Raw genomic sequence first — 18,109 nt, 5'->3', positions numbered from 1 at the left:
ATGACACAGAGACGAGGGATTGACCTGTTGCGCCAGGGATGGCCGTTCGCTCTGCTCTGCCTCGCCGCCTCGAGCGAAGGGTGGATCACCGACAACTGGCCCCAGGCAGGTTCAACGCTGGCCTCTGAGACTGTCGCCTGTGCCCTGGCGGCTGCGCTGAGCTTTGGCCTGCCCATTCTTCTGAAGCCAAAAGCACACCCTATACGGCTATCCACCTCTTCAGCAGCATGGGGTGGAGCTTTGATTCTTGTCGGCCCTGCCATCGGACTCTTCCTGATGTCTTCTCTGGGCCCTGCCAACCGGGTTCTGGCCTTGGCACTGACACCGGTAGTAGTCGCTGTCGCCGAAGCCGCCCTTGGCACTCAGGAGCAGGGCCTCTCGGCTAGAAGCCTCTGGCCGGGGCTTGCCGCTGTCTCCGGCCTGCTGCTCGTGCTGCCGGAGCCCTCTCTTGCGAGTCCGCTCAACGATGCAGCCTTACTCTTGGCGCCTCTGCTCACCGGCATCGGATGCACTTTGTTCCGCCGCCACTCTCTCGAAGCTATGGATGCCAGAGAAAACGCCACAGCCACCTTTGCGGGCGGGTGCCTTCTCTTCGGCCTTGGCACAGCCGTTCAATCCACGCTACAACATACCCTTCCCGCCCCAACCTTTGCGGCTGTAGCCATCGACCTGATTCTCACACTGCTTTCCATCCTTGCGCTGCAAAGGTTGACGGCCACCCAATACGCGGCACGATACGTGCTCGTCCCGTTAGCGATCCTGTCGCTAAGCCTTTTCCAGGTTCACGCGACGATCACGGCTCGGAGTGTGACCTGTGCTGTCCTGCTGGCAGGCGCGGCACTCTCGCTCTTACGGCAAAGCGGCAGACGGGAAGATGAACCCTTGAATGTCGTGGCTGACTAAGGTGTGTTCTCAAACTGCTTTAGGACACTGCGTCAATGTCAGCCCCAAAGGGGCGGTATATCCCAGCCGCGGATGCCTCCACCCTGGGCTGGGATATATCGCCCCTTTGGGGCTTGTACCCGTGGCCGTGTGAGCATTTCCTCTCCATTTTGTGTTCCGTAGGCGCGAAGTGGGCAAAGCCCCATCATTATCTCGAACAACAATTTGATGACACGCTCTAGACTCACTATCTTTCTGGCAAAGGCACAGGAAGCGTGAACCATGAACCATTCAGACCCACAAAAGCCACTCGAAGATTTGCCCCTGCGAAGGTAAACTGCGGAACATGGCAGCATCGATGTATATCGTGGTCCAGGGCGAGGATCCCGGCTTCAACATCTACGTCAACGGACGCGCGCTGGCACGTCACGAAAGCGCTGTGGAACGTCTGGCGCTTGAACTGGGAGTGCGTCCGCTGCTTGAGTTCTTCTCCGCGGACGAAAGCTCCATGGCGCTGCTGATCGAAGAAGGCGCGGGCAATCCCGATCTGCTGAAGCGCCTGCCGCCGCCGCAGTGGTATCGAGGCGAAGACGGCTTGCCCACCGTCATGGCCCTCATCGAATCTCTCGAAAACGACCCGCAGCAACTCGGCACGGAGGGCGCTTCGGTGCTGGAAGAACTCCGCGAGTATGAGATCGTCCTACGTAAGACAGCGGAGCGCGACCTTCGCTGGCATCTGGCAGTAAGCTGGCGCTAAGAATTACGCCCGGACGAAGAAGCGCGTTAGTGTTTCTTCCACACACCCAGCAACCGCCGCAGCACGACCAGCTCCCCGATGTGGTACGCGTTATGGTCGGCAATCAGCAGGGCCTCCCGCAGCAGCGTCTGACCGTTCCCCCAGGAAAAGGCCTCGGTCAGTGCCTTTTCGTCCGCTTCCTTGAGAAGCTTTTCGAAGGCCTTGCGATCGGAATGAATCTCGTGAATCGCATGGTCCCACGCGGCCTCACTCGGTGGCGCGGCTTCCTTTGCCCAGTACTCCTCCGGCCACTTCAGGTCGCGATACCCTCCAGCCTTGTTATCGCTGAATTCGAGGATGTCACGCTGCGTAATCCGCAGATGCTCGACGAGCTGCCAGGCTGAGTACGGCAGGCCCACAGGAATCTCACCGCGAAGCTTTGCCGGAAAATCTTTTACAGCGTCTTCGAAGGTGGCATGGGCATTACCGCCCTCAAAGAGGGAGAGCAGCTCCCGTACCAGGCTTCCCTTCAGATCTTCTTCGGTCGTCGAATCGTGTCTCATGCCCTATCGGATGCAGGTTCGCGGAGAACCGTCGCATGAAATATGAAGCCTTAGCGCGTCTCCGGCTGCCACAGCCACGCTGCCCCACGAACGCCGCTGGAATCTCCATGAACCGCCCGAACGACAGGGGTATCAACGCCGCCGCCAAACGGATAATCACGCAGCCGTCGCGAGATCCCCGCGTAGAGACGTTCAATGTTGGAGAGTCCTCCCCCCATCACAATCACGTCCGGGTCGAGGATATCGATCATGATCGCCAACCCACGCGCCATACGGTCTTCCAACCGGTCGAGCGCGTCCAGAGCCTCGGCATCTCCAGCCTCGGCGGCCGCGACGATCTCCTTGCCGAGAAGATCCCGTCCGGTTCTGCGGGCAAAGTCCTGCTCAAACCCCGTGCCCGAAATCCAGGTCTCCAGGCATCCGGTACGTCCGCAGTAGCACTGCGGCCCCGGCACCTCATCGCCTTGAGCCCAGGGCAGAGGAATGTGCCCCCACTCCCCGGCGATACCGTTCCTGCCGGCATGGACGCGGCCGTCGATCGCCACTCCGCCACCGCAACCTGTACCGACGATCACGCCGAAGACGATGCGGGCGCCACGGGCCGCGCCGTCGGTCGCCTCACTGACAGCAAAACAATTCGCGTCGTTCGCACAGCGGACCTCGCGTTCGAGCGCGACGCTCAGATCGTGCTGGAAGGGGCGCCCATTGATCCACGTCGAGTTCGCGTTCTTTACGAGGCCGGTCGACTCAATAATCGTTCCGGGAATTCCCACACCGACGCTGCCGACCCGTTTGGTCGCCTGCTCCATGTCATGAACCAGTTCGGCAATCGTGGACACGGTTGCATCGTAGTCTCCACGTGGTGTTGCCACGCGAATCCGGCGCAGTTCCTGTCCTTTTGCATCCAGCGCAATCGCTTCTATCTTCGTCCCACCAAGATCAATTCCAATTCGCACGTCTTCGTTCACTCCAACCTGTCTAGTCAAGGGTACCGCGAGCATGGAGTTTTGGGCTACGCCGATTGAATTCAGCCACCTAAACCCTTGTTCGCAGTCGCAAAAACGTGTAGAGCGGCCACCCGAAGGTGACCGCTCTGCTTTATTCGTTCGCAATGGTAAGGGTTAGTTAAGGGTGATCGGCAGACTGATGGAGTGAACCAGGGTGCCGGAGGTCGCAGTGATCTGCAGCGTGCTGCTTCCGGTGATCACCTGGGTAACAGGGGAGGAAGTGCTTCCACTGTCCTTTGCATCGCCGCTGTACACGGCAGTGATCGTATGCGCCCCCACAGCAAGGGTGGAACTCGCAAGCGTTGCCGTCCCGTTCATCACGGTTACCGACGATCCAAGCTCCGTGCTTCCGTCGTAGAACTTAATCGTTCCTGTCGGATTGCTTGCAAGCGAGTTGAGTGTGGCTACCAGCGATACACTCTGACCGGAAGCCGTCTTGGTGTTGCTGGAGGTCAGCGACAACAAAGTCGCCTGAGGTACAGGTGCGCTCGGACTTGAGCCACCACAACCGACAACCGGCAGAAGCACCGCCAGCAGAACCAGAAGAAATCCCGGACGGCGGCGTACCGCAGGCAGACAAAACAGAAGCAGCCCCGCGAGACTTGTAAGTTCAAGCACACGTCCCGGGAATGCCGGTTTCATCGCTACCCTTGCACTGGTCATTGGCGACGGCGCAGGAGTCGAGATCGAAACCGTAGCGGTTTGCGCGGTGCCAAACGTTACGCTCGAAGGATTGACGACACAGACCGCCCCTGCAGGGACGCCTGTACCGCAAGCCAGCGTCACGCTGCCGGTGTAACCCAGCTCCGGAGTCAGCGACAACGTCGCAGCGCCAGGAGCACCCGCCGTCAACTGCAAGCCGGTCTGCCCGGCGGTAAAGACAAAGTCCGGTGGGCTGACAACAACCGTAGTGGAGGAGACAACAGCATTGAAGTTCTGGTCGCCGGGATAGGTTGCGGTAACGACATTGCTTCCGGCGGGTAAGATAAATCGTCCGCTGTAGCCTTCAATAAGACCATTGACCGGGAGAAGCTGAAAGGTGCCCAATGTAGTCGATACGCCATTCACAGAATCGGTAAAAGTTACGGCTCCAGTAGGAGCCAGCTCCGCTCCGCCAGAGTTGATGACCAGGCCCGCCGTTGTGTAATTGAGACTCAACTGCGTGTTCGGCAGGGCATAGCTTGCTCCTGCAGCAAAGGTTACCGCAGGCGTAATCTTTGAAACATTTAATGTGATGCTATTGGCGCTCGTACTGCTTGCAAAGTTATTATCGCCATCATAGGTCGCTGTCATAACAAAAGTCCCAGCCTCGTCTACATAGCAGGCTCCTGTCGCCGTACCGTTGACAAGATTGCCTCCGCACATCTGGTATGGGCTGCGGGCTGAGTAGAGGGAAACTGACCCTGTCGGAACCGCGGCGTTTTTGCTTTGAGGTTTCACGGTGAATACGAAGTTGGCAGTCTGCCCCGGCTGCAAGGTCGAAGCCGTGGTCATTTTGAACGTGGTGGTTGTTGTTGCGGCTCCAGTATTGTCGGGCACGGTGAAGGTTGTGATATTTGCATACGGGCTGTTAAGAGCCACACCCACATAATTTGCATCGCCGCTGTAAACAGCCTGCAGGGAATGGGGTCCCGGGCTAAAGGTGTAGTGAATATACAGTTGCGGCTCGGTGTCGTATGGTCCAATAACGAACGGCATCGGCTGGCTAATCGCCTTGCTTCCGTCGAAGACCTGCAGCGTTCCGGTTGGTTGCGTCGGGCCTGATACCCCGAGATAAGCAGTAAGGCCATTTCCCGTCTGTACAGACGTTGCACTCAATCCTTTGGCGACAATGACCGATACAGGGCTGGAGGTGCCAGGGTTGAAGCTGTTATCGCCAAGATATTGCAACGTGATGGCGTGAGTACCCACCGGCACAGCCCCTGACGAGAGATAAACGCCCGCATCGGGCGTCAGCGTGGTCGATTCAAGGTTCGTGCTTCCGTCCAGCAGCACATTGACGGTTCCCGTCGGCGTACCTTGCCCCGAAAGTCCGGCAACAGAGCCCTTGAAGAACAAAGTACTGCCAAAAAAGTTCGAGGTGGGAGTAGTGGGTACAATAGCCCCCGTATTGGGATCAGTGATGTCGACCGCGAGCACGGTCGTGCTGGCTTCGGGGGTGATGTTCAGGCTCGTGCCAGCCGATGTGCTGGAAGCATACGCACCGTCTCCGGCATAGCGAGCAGTGAGAGTATAAGAGCCACCGGGAAGATCTTTCACCTGTCCAGTCCACGTTCCATCCGAGCCCAGGGTGTATTGGTCGTTCGCACCATACTTGTCGGTGAGCAGCACGAAATCTCCGCTCGGGGTGCCCGAGCCAGAGGTCACGGCCACAGCCAGAGGGACAGCCGTGCCATGCTTGGCTGTAGTCGTCGTTGCGGTCAACTGGGTAGTCGTAGCTGTCCCGCCTGCACCGGCCTTCCATCCCGCCACCAGGTTCGCGATATTGACACTGCCCAACCCCGTTGCCAGATCGTAGCCCACACCCGCGGTAAAGTCCGCCGTATCGGTGCCATATCCCGGCAACCCCGGCGCGCCGTTATTGCCCCCGGTGATGTCGTTGAAGATGCAGGTTGCGGGTGCCGTCGGGTCGGTGCGGGCGCTGGAGGAACAGGAAGCCTTCTGCTGTGCGCCAAGGTTGTACAAAGTAGGGTTCACTAGACCCTGGAATGCGCCATTCTGCTGCTCGACCAGGGCCAGGATCGACGCCATCACCGGAGAAGAAGCAGACGTTCCGCCCACCAGGGACTCTCCCGTGATCGAAGTGCTTGTACCGGTCTGCGTATACGTACAGCTTCCCAGAAAGCAGATAATATAGGGATCATCGACGTCGGAAGCATTGAGCGCAACGTCCGGAATATCGCGAACACCATCCGCAGGAACTCCCGTACCGGACTGCCAGGAAGGCTTCGGATACCCGGCCGTGCACGTCACATTGCCGTCATTGTCGACCGTACCGGTTGCGCAGCTACTGCGGCCACCTCCACCAGCCGTGCTTTCGTAGGACGTCTGTCCATAGGCACAGTTCCCCGAGCCGATGCCAACAGGCAACGTAGGATCGCAACTCTGGTTCCACGCCGCCTCGGGAATGTATCCGAGTGCCGACACGAATCCCGTACCGTTGTTCGAGTCCCAGTACTGGAAGGAAAGATCGCCCTCGGCGAACTGCGTTCCACCCACAGCCAGGTCGTACGGCGTGGACGCGATTCCACTGACCGAATCCCCATAAATGTCAGGCGAGTTTTGGGCGTCGGAATCGCACATTCCAGCACCACCATCCCCCGAAGATGCGAGAGCCGTGATGCCCTCAGCCGCTGCCTGCTCCCAGAGCGTGCTCCAGAACAAGTTGCCATACGGCCCCTCATCCATCTCGCATTCACCATAGCTGACGGTCATAATCGGAGACACCACATTTTCGACGGCATAGGCTGCGGCAAGCACGACGCCATCCGTCGTATCCGTGGTGCTGGCGATCACAAAATTAATGGTCGCCTTGGGAGCAATGGCACCAGCCCATTCCAGGTCCAGGCTCGATTCGAATTCGTCGCCTAGATTGGCCAATCCAGGATCAGGTCCGCTCACAATCATGTTGGGGTCGTTGACCGGCAGAGCAAAGAGCTGGCGGAAGGTCTGGAGATCGCTCAGCACGATGTCCGAACGCCCAATCACGGCAATCGACACCCCGGTGCCGTCGACTCCGGCCGGCAGCGTCGTCGCGCCATAGATCTTGCTTACGTCGCTAGGCGACAAGGCGTACTCATAGTCACCAAGGTTATCGGTAAAGGTCGTGTCCCCTTTTGCCTTTACAAACTTCCCGGCAGCGTTCTTGACGACGTTTTGCGGGGTAGTGTGCAGCGACTTCGAGGTGAAGTTATTGAGCGAGAGAATGCCGGACACAACTGGCGCAAGTGCTGCCGGAATCGAGATCGTCGTCGCATTCGCGATGTGATTTTCGGTACCGGTTGCAGTCTTGACTTGATACTGGTGCATCGAAGTACCGAAGGTCGACTCGACGCTGGAGACACCGCCGGAAAATTCAATCCGTTGGCCGCTGCGGCTCACCGCAACCTGCGAGAACCCATGCCCCTGCAGCCACGCTGTCACCTTGGCCACATCGCTTGGGGCAGGAGCAAAGCGCGCCGAGAAGGCTTCAGGAGTCAGCCATTGGTGATATTGAGGCAATCCCTTCTTCTGCTGGGCTGCTACCAAAGTGTCCAGGTCCTTTTGCTGGGCCTCGGAATGCTTCAGCACAAGGACCATGCGGCTCATCTGCTGGGACGGGGACAACACCCCCAGGTCGCTCGCTCGCTTCACTGCCGGGATTACGGAGTTGGGTAAGGTAACGCGTTGCGAATCGTCAATCCGCTGCGTAAGCACCGCGGGAACAGGTGCAATGACCGAAGCAGCGGGTGCCACCGGTTGTTGAGCCACAGAGGAGGTTCCCAGCAGAAGACAGAGAGCAGCACTCCAGGCAATACGAGGAAGTCGAACGAACATAAAGCCTCCAGAAGATAGTGAAGCGGCAAAATTCAAATAGCTAGATCGAGACAACGAGCGGCGAACACGGCCTCAGTGCATCGGACAGCAGATAGACCGACACCCGCCAACCCCACCCCATCGACGACACGGTCATGCGCTGACGACGACTCCGAGAGACACCGGAGCACCGTGGCGGCAACAGAGGAGACACCTGCCTGCGCTTTGAAGAGAGCGAATTTATCGCCTCTCCAAACCCAAATGTGAAGGACATATGAAGAATGTAAGGGGAGTCGTGAAAACTCGTTTATCGGAGAAATATACTTTTAACATCACGCTGTAAGCCGCTCCTTATGAACTACTTGAGAAACAACAGGCCAAGCCGAGACATCTTTTTTAGCCCACTGGTGTAGAGTTTCGACATGGGGGGACAGTCTGATGGGAAGTTTATTTTCAGCTCGTTTGAGTTTCGAGTTTCGACTGGAGAACTCTTTCGGCGAGGCCACAAGCTCCGGCTACCCGATCAAAATGCCCGCCTGCTGACAGTTCTGCTGAAACACCCCGGCACAGTCCTGGGACGACATGATCTGCGCTCGGTCATGTGGCCGGACGGCGAGCACCTCAATCACGATCACGCCATCACCAACAGCATTAATCAGCTTCGAGCGATCCTGCGCGACAACTCCCGCTCCCCTTCTTACATAGAGACCATCCCAAAACGCGGCTATCGCTTCATCGCCGAAGTGCGCTTTGAACCGACGAGCCAGCCGGCGGCTCCCCTTGAAGAGCCAGGCTCAGCCGTCACGCCCGCTCAGTTTCAGCCAGCCTCGTCGCCCGAAGCTCTTCCTCTTCTCACTGTCGAGGTACCAGACCTGCCCCCAGACTTGGTTGACACCCAAGCCATACAGGACTCTCAGGGAAGGCGGCCGTTTCTCTGGTACGGAGTCATCGCCATTCTTGTGGCCGGTATGCTCTTCGGCGCAGAGCGTCTATGGGTATCCCAGGCTCACCCCCCGCCCCAGCTAAAGCAGATCACCCTGGGCATCGCACCAATCGAGGCCTCGGGTGACGAAGCTCAGTCGATCGCCGAACCGTTTCGCCTGGAACTGGTGGATGCCGCTTCGCAGTTGCCGGGCGTGGTGGTGCGAGCCGCTCACTCCTTTGGGTCTACGGCCATCAACCACGCCGCCATTCCGTCCCTCACGCAGGGACTTCAGTTGGACACCCTGCTACTCGGCAGGATCGCCACCAGCGCTCCCAATCACTTCGACTTCACCTTCGAATTGGTGCGAGGAAGTGATGCGGTCCATCTCGCGACCTTTCACTACAGCGGCACGAAGGAGCAGCTCGGCACCATTCGCAGCCAGATTCAGCGGGATCTCTTCCTGCGGCTCAGCGACTCCCCCCATAGCCGTCTGAATCCCATCCACAGTACAGAGAACACCCAGGCCTACAGCGAGTACCTGCAAGGACGCCAGGAACTACTCCATCCAACAGATGAAGCCATCGGAAGAGCGATTCAGAACTTTCGCCACGCTACAAACCAGGACGCCTCCTTCGTGCAGGCCTTCTCAGGACTCGGAAGCGCCTATCTGCTGCGGGCCGAACACAGCAGCCTTGACCGCGATGCGAGTTACGCAGCGGCCCGTGCCGCTTCCCTGACCGCCATCCATCTGGACCCTCGCACGGCGGAAGCTCATGCCACCCTGGGATTCCTGTATTTTCGACACGACTGGAACGCTGTAGCGGCAGAAACCGAACTCAAGCAGGCTATCGATCAGGAATCAGGGCAGGCCTTGCATCGGATTATGTATGCCCTGGTGTTGGGCAATACGGGCCGATTCCGCGAGGCTCTTGAAGAGCTGGATAAAGCCCAGGCCGCCGACCCGCTCTGGCCACCGATTTACCTTACCGAGATCTATCTCTACAGCGCTGCCCGGGACAACGCACGTGCTCTGGAGGCTGCCCAGAGGCTGCAAAAGCTCATGCCGGACTGGCCTCTGGCCTGCGACCAAAACGCCTGGGCCTTCTGGTACGCCGGGCGTCATGAAGAGGCCATTCGTGAGTGGATTCACATGGCGACCCTGGAGCACGATGCGCTGCGCCTCAAACTCGAACAGGATGGTCTGAAGGCCCTTTCAGACGGTGGAACCATCGCCTATGCCCGCTTGAAGCTTGCCTCCCTCCAAAGCGAGCAATCTTCGGCCCATCCCAATGACTTTCAACCCGCTGAGTGGCAACTCAACGCCGGAGAGCCGCAGCAAGCTCTTAAGTCGATGGAGAGCATGGTCCACGCCCACGATCCGGAAGCGCTTCAGTTTGCGGCCAGTCCTGCCTACTTTTCGCTGCACGGCGATCCGGCCTTCAATGCTCTGTTGACCCAGATCGGTCTCCCCTTACCCGCTAAGACTTCTACGCCATAGAAGCATAGCGTGCCCCTTCATTTACTCCCTCCAACTAAGACTAAGCACTCCAGGAAGAGTTCGCAGCCTCTCGATAGCTGGCGGCGTTTCGGGAACTCGTGAAGCCTTGGCTACCCACTTCAGCTCACAGTTCAGGACCACCATTGCGGTAGCAGGCTCATAGAGCGGGCTCCAATGAACGATGCCGAAATCGGTCAATAATTGACTCCGAAGGGCCGTCTCACTCGGAGCCTCTCCGGACAAGGTGAGGCTTAGCGACCCGTGATACTCATGGGCAATATTCTTCTCGATCCGCTTCAACGCCCAGAGAACCAGGAACGTGACCAGCGATCCCGCGATGCCAAGATAGAGATTGCCTCCACCAAAGAGCAGACCGAGGACCGTAACCAGCCAGATGGTCGCTGCCGTAGTCACTCCACTGACATTCCCCTCGTGCTTGATGATCACACCTGCACCGATAAAGCCGATACCGGAAAGAATGCCCAGCGGAAGCCGCATGAGATCCATAACGACGAAAGAGCTTGATGGTTTCCCCGCAAGAGGAAGCAGCAGGTTTACCTGCAACATGGCCAGGGTGGCGGCCAGACACACGATCATCGTGGTTCGAATTCCGGCAGGATGACCATTCTCATCGCGATTTAGACCGATCACAAAACTGGCAAGCAACGCCAGAACAAGGCGAAGAGCGATCTGTTCCCATGTGAGATGAAGTGGCATATCGGTCTCCTAAAAAACAGGCGAACTAACATGTTCGTTCGATCGAATCTGCTGGCTCTTCAGTTCCCTGCCTAACGATTCCAGGTCGCGCTCCGCATGGGATTGCCGCAGATACAAATCGAGCTCCTGGTAGCGGCGGGAGATCTCTTCATCGAAGGCGAGCGGGTGCGGGCCATAGGCCCGCGGCAGCCGGCGAAGGACCTCGGTGCAGGCCTGCTCCACGAGATGTCGAACGATGAGTGCCCGGCTATGAGCCTCACCGACATCGCAGGGCTTCGCGTCGATCTCTCTGCCCGCCAGATCAAGATAGGACCTAAGTCCCCAGATAGAGGCGTTCATCGCTCCCAGGTGCGCCAGAGTATGGGGGTCATCCCGTGACTGCTGCATGGCGTAGTCCACGAGCCCCGCAGCGCCTCCAGCCCAACACGCTGCAGGACCACAGGCCCCATGCCAGAATCCCGGACGAGAGAGATACCACCCATCCTTCCCAACGACTTCATCCGGCAGGATGGAGATCTCTTTGAAAGTAGCCGTCGCAGTCCCCGTTTGCTGGAAAGCATTCGACTTCCAACCCGAGGTATTGAATTCAAAGCCCTCCACCTCCCTGCGAAGATCGACATCCACGAGAAATCGCTCTGGCTTCGAAACAGTGACAAGAGCGCGATCCACCAGCCCCGCTCCACTACAAAACATCTTTGTTCCCACAAGAGAATAACGACCGCTTCGTGGAATGAGACTCAGTTCTTGCCCTGGCTTCTCGGACGCCCACACGCCATAGATCGCACCCGGCTCAGGCTTGCGTCCGGCCTCCGCCAGAATGGAGATAGCATCCCAATGGGCCTCGGCCAAACGAGCCAGGGACAGGTCCTCCCGCCCAATCTCCATCAACTGCCTGTGACGCCCAGGAGTGTCACCCGCACCCGGCAATGGCATAGCGATCTCTGTAAGGGAGCGGAGTCTTTGGAGCAGAGCCTCGCTGGTCATGCCGCCACCTCATCATGCGCTGCAAGCGCCTGGGCAAATCCATAAGGCGCGCGCCCGACCTTTCTGCCGCTGGTCAGAACTTTCATCCGGCCGACCGAAGCCCGCCTGGACCCCGCAATCCGCAGTCGATTCCACAGATCATGATCTTCGGCGGTTTCAAGATGCCGCCATCCGCCCACTCTTAGATACGCATCTGCGCGCACTCCGAGATTCGCGCCGTGAACGTGGGGATGCGTGCCATCGGAAAAGATTCGGTAGCTCGCTCGGAACAGGTCATCCACACCTGCACGATGCTCCTGGAAGGTGTCGACATCGACGGTGCCCGCAAAGGCCTCTACGTTAGCTGCCGCCAGTTCCCATTGATCCCTCAGCCACGTCTCAGGAACGCTGCAGTCAGCATCGGTATTGGCCAGCCAGCAGCAGTTTCGCGGACCGCGATAACGCTTAAGAGCTACGGCAGCGGCCAGCGCTCGGGCTTTCCCCACCGCGCCTGCATCGGTGCGGATGGCGACTCCGCGACCACGCAGCACGCATTCCGCGATCTCAAAGGTCCTATCGGTGGAGCTATCCACGGCAACGACTACATCCCAGCTCACAGACAGCGGCAACAAGGAACATGCCGCAAAGATGGATCGAAGACACCGAGGCAATAGCTCCTCTTCATTGCGCGCAGGAATCAACACACTCATATGTTGGAGAGCACTGCTCATATCCGTTTCCACCTATCCAACCGAAACCCGGCGTGATGTTCCGCATGCTCATGAACAAGCCCCTGAAGAGACCCCAGAATCTCATGCACGCGCTCACCACTTAGCAGATGATCTTCTGAGACTCCGAGCCAGTGCGTTGCGACCAGAACACCGGAGATACTCATCTGGGAAAGAATGTTCTTAGCCAGTCTCTCTAACTCTTCTTCGTCGAAGTAATAACCAATCTCGCTGAGCACTACAAGATCGAAGGAACCTATCGGAATAAGGTCCGGTAACGCTCCACACTCAATATCGACATTCAACAAGCCACGACAGCGCTCTCGTGCATATCGAACGGCTGTCGGCGAAATATCCATAGCATCGACATATTGACAGACCGATGCCAGCCGCTCTGTCAGCAGACCGATAGAACAACCCGGCTCGAAGCCATGCCGATAGCGCCGATGATTCAGCGAACGAAAGATCGCGTCATACCGGCATTGCTCGTAGCTACTGGATGCAAACGACCAGGGGTCGGCATTCTTCAGATATTTCTGCTCAAAAAAATCCCGGCTTGTTGTCTCTATATTCATCCGATGCTGAAAACCTCAAAGGAACGCCTCGCGGGAGCTAACAACGACTCAGGCAAGATAGGGTCGCCCGATTCGCGAGCTAACTGAGACCGGTGGCAGAGAAGCGCCTCGCTCTTGGCGAGCAGCGACTCATCGCTCAAGGAAAAGGAGCGGAGAGACATCTCCTGCAGTAGCTCTGTCGTTCCCCTATGCCATGTCCAGAAAAAATAGGAGGTAAGACTCGCACCGGTCCGTCTTGCCACCTCTTCGGCAGCGCGGCCACAAGCCTCATGGTCCGGGTGAAAGTCCCCTCGCCAGGGAGCAACGATAGAAGTAGAGCGAGAGACCAGTGGCATTAACTGCTCTACCAGCAGTCGCTCCTGAGAAGCGACACCGCTATCCGACAACTTGAGGCGAACGATATTGTCAGCACCAACTCCAAGTCGATTTAGAGCTTCTCTCTGCTCGCCGGAACGCAGGTCTCCCAGTCCGGGGAAATCTGGGTACGCATTTTCACCGTCAGTTACTGCGGCAACGATTACCTCAAGGCCTTTCGCACGATGCGCGGCAATCAATCCCCCAACGGCTAATGTCTCGTCATCGGGGTGAGGCGCGATAACTAAAAGAGATGCCGCAGGTGGTTGCCAGGATGCCAAGGCATCCAGACAGTTGATCCACTCATGTTCTTCTACTATCGGGACAATCATAGTGAGCCAAGCATTGAGATGCTTAATCTCTCAAAAACGTGCAAGCGCTCACCAAAAGAAGGACGAATAGTTCTCAGAAACAAGCAGAAGGGCAGGCTTTGCATTCTTTCTCAAAATATTCAGCTGCCGCACGCGCAAAAAGCATCATAGAGGTACAGGGAGAACATTTATGCTCATCATTTTGCTCATCTTGCTTTTGGTTTTTGGTTTTGGCGGCTATCGCATGGGACCTGGTCTGGGTTACTACGGAGGTGGTGGCATCAGTTTGATTCTGTTGATTGTCATCATTCTGCTCCTGCTAAAAGTTTTCTAGGAAGACACGTAGGAGGCAACGCAAAATGCCGTCCTATCAGCGGGCGGCATTTTTGCGTTGGAACATCTTTAGTTAGTCGACGTGGCTGTTATTACGATATTTGCCACGACATTGTGGGTAATGACTCCGTCCGTTGCAGTGATCACGGCCTTGTAGGCCCCGGCCGGAACAAGAGTTGGGCTGGGTGGAGCAGTAGTAACCGGCGGGCTGCTGCCGCCGCTGCAACCACCCATCACGCCCAGGAGTGTCACCGATAGAACAAAGCCAAGCGCCACCGTCCATTTGCGCTTCCGTGATGGAACCCCAAACAGGAGAAGGCAGGCAAAGGCTGCGATTCCACTACCTCCAGCGAACCATCTTCTCGTTGCTGGTTGTGCCAATTGAGACGTAGTCGCAGGAGGAATCGAGGTTACCAATTGAACAGAGGCTGTGGCTTGTCCCGTGGTAGCAACGGCCACCGTACCCGGCACAGTGCAGAGCGGTACAACCGTGCCACTGCCGGTAACAGCACAGGTCAGAGTTACTTTCCCACTGAACTGATTATTGGAACTCAGCGTTAGATTTACGGATGCAGGAGAACCAGCAGCTACCGTAACCGTTGGATTGTTATTGAGGATCGAAAAGTCCCCCTGCAGGTTATTGAACATCAGCACAGGACTGCTTGAAGTGTTGTAGACCTTATCGCCGAGATAGATCACATAGAGCTGATTCGAGCCGGCGGAAGAGTTCGCAGCGGTAAAGGTGATGGTCGCCGTCGAGGTGCCACCACTCCCCGGAACAAGCGTCACTTGAGGGCTGTTGCCGGAGCTGAAGAGCTGGCCATCTGAGACGAAGTACACTCCGCCGGTAGGCGCGACAGAAGAACCGGTTACCTTCGCTGTCAGCGTAATCAAGGTCCCAGGGACGATGGTTGTAAGGTCTACAGGATCGCTGGTGACCACCGTGGTTGTGGGCAACAAGGTGGAGGCGCCGGTGACCGTAACTGTTTGAGGAGATGCCGTCGAACTGCTCCAGTTACTGTCTCCCGCGTAACTTACTCCCAGGCTGAAGGTGCCGGCAGCCAGGTTGGTAAACGTTCCAGTAGCAAACCCTACGCCATTCGATGTCGCCGAAAGCGGCACGGTCCGGGTAAGACTTCCCAGCGTGAACGTCACGTTGCCTGTGGGAGATAACCCACTATTTTGCCCGGTTACCTGGGCCTGGACCACTAACGTACCACCAGCAGAAAAAGAGGTGGAGTTAGCAACCGTGCCAATCTGAGTAAGTCCCTTGGTTACGGTGAAGGTCAGTGGACCTTTAGGATTGCTGGTGGTCGTTGCGTTGTAACTGGGATCGCCGGAGTAGCTGAAGGTAAGACTATGCTGCCCCAGGGTCCACGTTCCCGAGGAAAGAACAGTCGCACCATTCGCGTTGAGAGGCAGTGTTGCAATCGCGGTGCCGTTGTCCTGCACTGTAACCGTCCCGGTGGCGATGCCATTCACGCTGCCGGCGCTGCCACCAATCTGCAGATCAATGCCCACGATGGTGCCATAGGTTACCGACGGTCCAAGCGGGGTCTGCGAACCATAGGGACTCGTCTGGTTCTGAAATGCACCCGCCAGAATGATGCTGCTCTCCGGCTTCACCGTAATGGAAACAGGCGCGGACTGACTGGCTGCGAAGGTCGCATCTCCGCTGTAACTAGCGTGCATGTTGTAAGTACCGCCGGGCAGGAAGCTGACGCTGGAAGCGCCGGCCCCCGTACTGTCGAGCGTCATGGCAAGCTGTCCGCGATTAGAAGGAAGGGGTGTATCTGCCACAACGGCAACGGCTCCCGTAGGAACTCCTGAACCTGAATTCGCGACGACGTTCGCGAGTAAGTTCACCGTCTGGCCGTGGGTGATGGTTGTGGGTGTCGCCTGGAACGCAACACTGGTGGAGCTCAGGCTAACGCTATTCCAGTTTGAGACCAGCGCGTTGGCATCCACACTGCCGAGCCCCGAGGCAAGATCATAGCCCACTGTCGCCGGCCACTCCTGTAGAGAAGCTCCCGTGCCGGTCTTGTCTTTTGAACATTGCAAGCCGCCCTGCACACTGCACGGTACGTTGTTGGAACCCAACGTAACATCGTGAAAAATCGACGGCATCTTCGCAGCCAGTGGATAAAGAACCGCGTCGGCCTGCCCCTGGGGTCCATACTTCTGATTGATGAGCGCCATGATGCCTGCAAAGGCAGGAGTAGAGGCCGAGGTTCCACCTACCGAGGTATAGGAGACAGAGTTCGTATTCGGGTCAGTATTGACACAATCTCCGGTAGCGGCACAGATGGCATAGAAGCTATTATTTGCGGCAAAAGCGGCAAATAGTGAGACGTCCGGAATATCGCGCACTTTGTCGTCGGGAACGCCAGGGCCTGCCTGCCACGCGGGTTTCGGATAGCCTCCGAGCCCAAGGCACAGCCCCTGCGAGGTAAGAGCATTCGTTCCGGCCAGAGGCCCGCCAGCAACCGCACAGGTACTCTGTCCACCACTACCCCCCACAATGGAAACACCAGTGGTCGGATTAATATTCAAGCCATAAGAGCTGTTATTCCAGGGCTGTTCAGGAAGCGGATGAAGGAGTGAGCCGAGGCTTGCATCGTTCGTTGCGCTCCAGTCCTGCGCGCTGCTTGCTCCGCCGGTAGCGTAATCGCTGTAGTAGAAGTCGGTGCCGCCCACCGCGATGTTCCATGGAGTAGAAGCCAGTCCATTGATCTGCAAACCGTCTGCAGCATCGAACGGATCGTTCTGATTATCGCAACCGGCGGAGCTGTTATCGCCAGAGGAGACCATCACCGTTTGCCCCTGGGCAGCAGCCTGTTCCCACAAAGAATTGATGTACGCCAGATAACCCGCACCCTCTTCGGCTTCGCATGTGCCGAAGCTCAAACTAAGGACCGTAGCCGTGTCGTCCTCCACGGCGCGCAGCATGGCAAGATCAAGGCCATCGTTGTAGTCGGTACTGGCAGCGATATACAGGTTGACGGTGGCTTGCGGGGCCACAGCTCCAGCCATCTCCACGTCCAGATAAGCTTCGGTCAGGGCAGGAGCATAAAGCCCAGGATCGTTACCATCGATGATGATGTGAGGAAGATTGGGAGCAGCGGAATTCGTATCCAGGGCAAAGAGCTTTCGATAAGCCTGGACGATTCCCAAATCGATGTTGGACTCATTGATGATGCCGATGGTCTGACCGGCACCATTCGTACCGGCGCTGTAGAGCGGAGTGACGTTGTACTGAGTCGCGAAATCCTTCGGACCAACGGCGTAATAGACTCCACCCGCGCCGTCGGGAGTCGTCCACTGTGGAATCACTTTATGCGAGGTCGCATCGTACTTGGCTCGGCCCAGCGTCTGCGCTTGCGACTTGGCGTGAAAGTCATTCAAGGACCCAACCCCCGCGATCACCGGCGCGAGCGCAGAGGGAATCTGTGGATTGGTAGCATTCGCATGATGCACTTCTCCGTTGACGCTGTAGGTATGAAGCGACGTGTGGAAGGCGTTCGCGACCTGTCCGGTAGTTCCGGAGAACTCGATGGCCGTTCGACCTGCACCAACCTTATCGATACTGAAACCATGAGACTGCAGCCAGGACTCAACCTGTGCGAGGTCTGAGTCAGCCGGCCCATACTTCTGCCCGAACTGCGCCGGGGTAAGCCACTTGTGATAGTTCGGGCTTCCCTTTGTCTGAACGTCCGCAAGGAACTGATGCAGAGCATTCTCCTGCGCGTCTGGACGCTTCAGAGTCAGGGTCAACCGGCCTGTCGGAGTAGAGTCCGGAACCGCGCCCTGATCGTAGATCGCTTTCGCGAGAGGATGGACGTTGTTCTGCAGCGCAACGACTTCAGCGTCGTTCACTCTTTGCTTGATCTGAGGAGCAGCCTGCGCACTGGCAGCATTCACTGAAAAGGCCAGCAGCGCAGCGGGCAATACGGACTTGAGAGAGGACGGCATACGGAAGTTCAGTTTCATCGGAAGCTCCTG

At 57.6% G+C, this 18,109-nt stretch carries 13 protein-coding genes; 4 read left to right on the top strand and 9 right to left on the bottom strand.

Going from position 1 to position 18,109, the window contains the following annotated elements; all coding sequences use genetic code 11:
* Together HDF15_RS13630 and HDF15_RS13625 are read left to right on the top strand one after the other, a co-directional pair.
* Entirely contained in the window at positions 1-903 is a 903-nt protein-coding gene (locus HDF15_RS13630; RefSeq protein ID WP_184256408.1) for a hypothetical protein, read from the top strand.
* A 325-nt stretch (positions 904-1,228) separates the two neighbouring features.
* Positions 1,229-1,639, top strand: coding sequence for a hypothetical protein (locus HDF15_RS13625; protein ID WP_184256406.1), 411 nt, complete (start codon positions 1,229-1,231; stop codon positions 1,637-1,639).
* Positions 1,640-1,665: 26 nt separating this feature from the next.
* Here HDF15_RS13625 and HDF15_RS13620 read toward each other — a convergent pair whose 3' ends face one another.
* From HDF15_RS13620 to HDF15_RS13610, 3 genes are all read right to left on the bottom strand, one after another.
* Positions 1,666-2,181 carry a DinB family protein gene (locus HDF15_RS13620; protein ID WP_184256404.1) on the bottom strand — a complete coding sequence of 172 codons (516 nt, stop codon included), beginning with the start codon at positions 2,179-2,181 and terminating at the stop codon, positions 1,666-1,668.
* Between the two features lie 50 nt (positions 2,182-2,231).
* Entirely contained in the window at positions 2,232-3,137 is a 906-nt protein-coding gene (mak, locus tag HDF15_RS13615) for a fructokinase (protein ID WP_311733103.1), read from the bottom strand.
* A gap of 165 nt (positions 3,138-3,302) precedes the next feature.
* Positions 3,303-7,724 (bottom strand): Ig-like domain repeat protein, encoded by a 4,422-nt coding sequence (locus HDF15_RS13610; RefSeq protein WP_184256400.1) that lies wholly within the window; start codon positions 7,722-7,724, stop codon positions 3,303-3,305.
* A 401-nt stretch (positions 7,725-8,125) separates the two neighbouring features.
* Between HDF15_RS13610 and HDF15_RS13605 the strand changes: the two genes are divergently transcribed.
* On the top strand, positions 8,126-10,126 hold the full coding sequence (locus HDF15_RS13605) for a winged helix-turn-helix domain-containing protein (protein WP_184256398.1): 2,001 nt from the start codon (positions 8,126-8,128) through the stop codon (positions 10,124-10,126).
* A gap of 21 nt (positions 10,127-10,147) precedes the next feature.
* Here HDF15_RS13605 and HDF15_RS13600 read toward each other — a convergent pair whose 3' ends face one another.
* From HDF15_RS13600 to HDF15_RS13580, 5 genes are read right to left on the bottom strand one after another with little or no spacing between them, the layout of a single operon-like run.
* Entirely contained in the window at positions 10,148-10,843 is a 696-nt protein-coding gene (locus tag HDF15_RS13600; RefSeq protein WP_184256396.1) for an MgtC/SapB family protein, read from the bottom strand.
* A gap of 9 nt (positions 10,844-10,852) precedes the next feature.
* A complete protein-coding gene (locus tag HDF15_RS13595) occupies positions 10,853-11,827 on the bottom strand; it encodes a hypothetical protein (protein ID WP_184256394.1) in 975 nt (324 codons plus the stop codon).
* Positions 11,824-12,537 (bottom strand): glycosyltransferase family 2 protein, encoded by a 714-nt coding sequence (locus HDF15_RS13590; protein ID WP_184256392.1) that lies wholly within the window; start codon positions 12,535-12,537, stop codon positions 11,824-11,826. Before HDF15_RS13590 ends, HDF15_RS13595 begins: the two co-directional genes overlap by 4 nt.
* Positions 12,534-13,109 (bottom strand): SAM-dependent methyltransferase, encoded by a 576-nt coding sequence (locus tag HDF15_RS13585; protein ID WP_184256390.1) that lies wholly within the window; start codon positions 13,107-13,109, stop codon positions 12,534-12,536. The genes HDF15_RS13590 and HDF15_RS13585 overlap by 4 nt, the downstream gene beginning before the upstream one ends.
* Entirely contained in the window at positions 13,106-13,744 is a 639-nt protein-coding gene (locus HDF15_RS13580) for a PIG-L deacetylase family protein (protein WP_184256388.1), read from the bottom strand. Before HDF15_RS13580 ends, HDF15_RS13585 begins: the two co-directional genes overlap by 4 nt.
* 220 nt (positions 13,745-13,964) lie before the next feature.
* Here HDF15_RS13580 and HDF15_RS13575 point away from each other — a divergent pair, with 220 nt between their 5' ends.
* Positions 13,965-14,108: a DUF3309 family protein gene (locus HDF15_RS13575; protein WP_014266250.1), complete on the top strand. Its 144-nt coding sequence runs from the start codon at positions 13,965-13,967 to the stop codon at positions 14,106-14,108.
* A gap of 68 nt (positions 14,109-14,176) precedes the next feature.
* On the opposite strand, the gene HDF15_RS13570 is transcribed toward HDF15_RS13575, so the two are convergent.
* Positions 14,177-18,097, bottom strand: a complete 3,921-nt coding sequence (locus HDF15_RS13570; protein WP_184256386.1) for an Ig-like domain repeat protein — start codon at positions 18,095-18,097, stop codon at positions 14,177-14,179.
* Between the last annotated feature and the right edge of the window lie 12 nt (positions 18,098-18,109).

This window comes from Granulicella mallensis, from assembly GCF_014203225.1.
In the GTDB taxonomy this organism is placed as follows: Bacteria; Acidobacteriota; Terriglobia; order Terriglobales; family Acidobacteriaceae; genus Granulicella; species Granulicella mallensis_A.
Note: the sequence above shows the minus strand (reverse complement) of the source record. Positions and strands in the feature narration are given on the sequence as shown.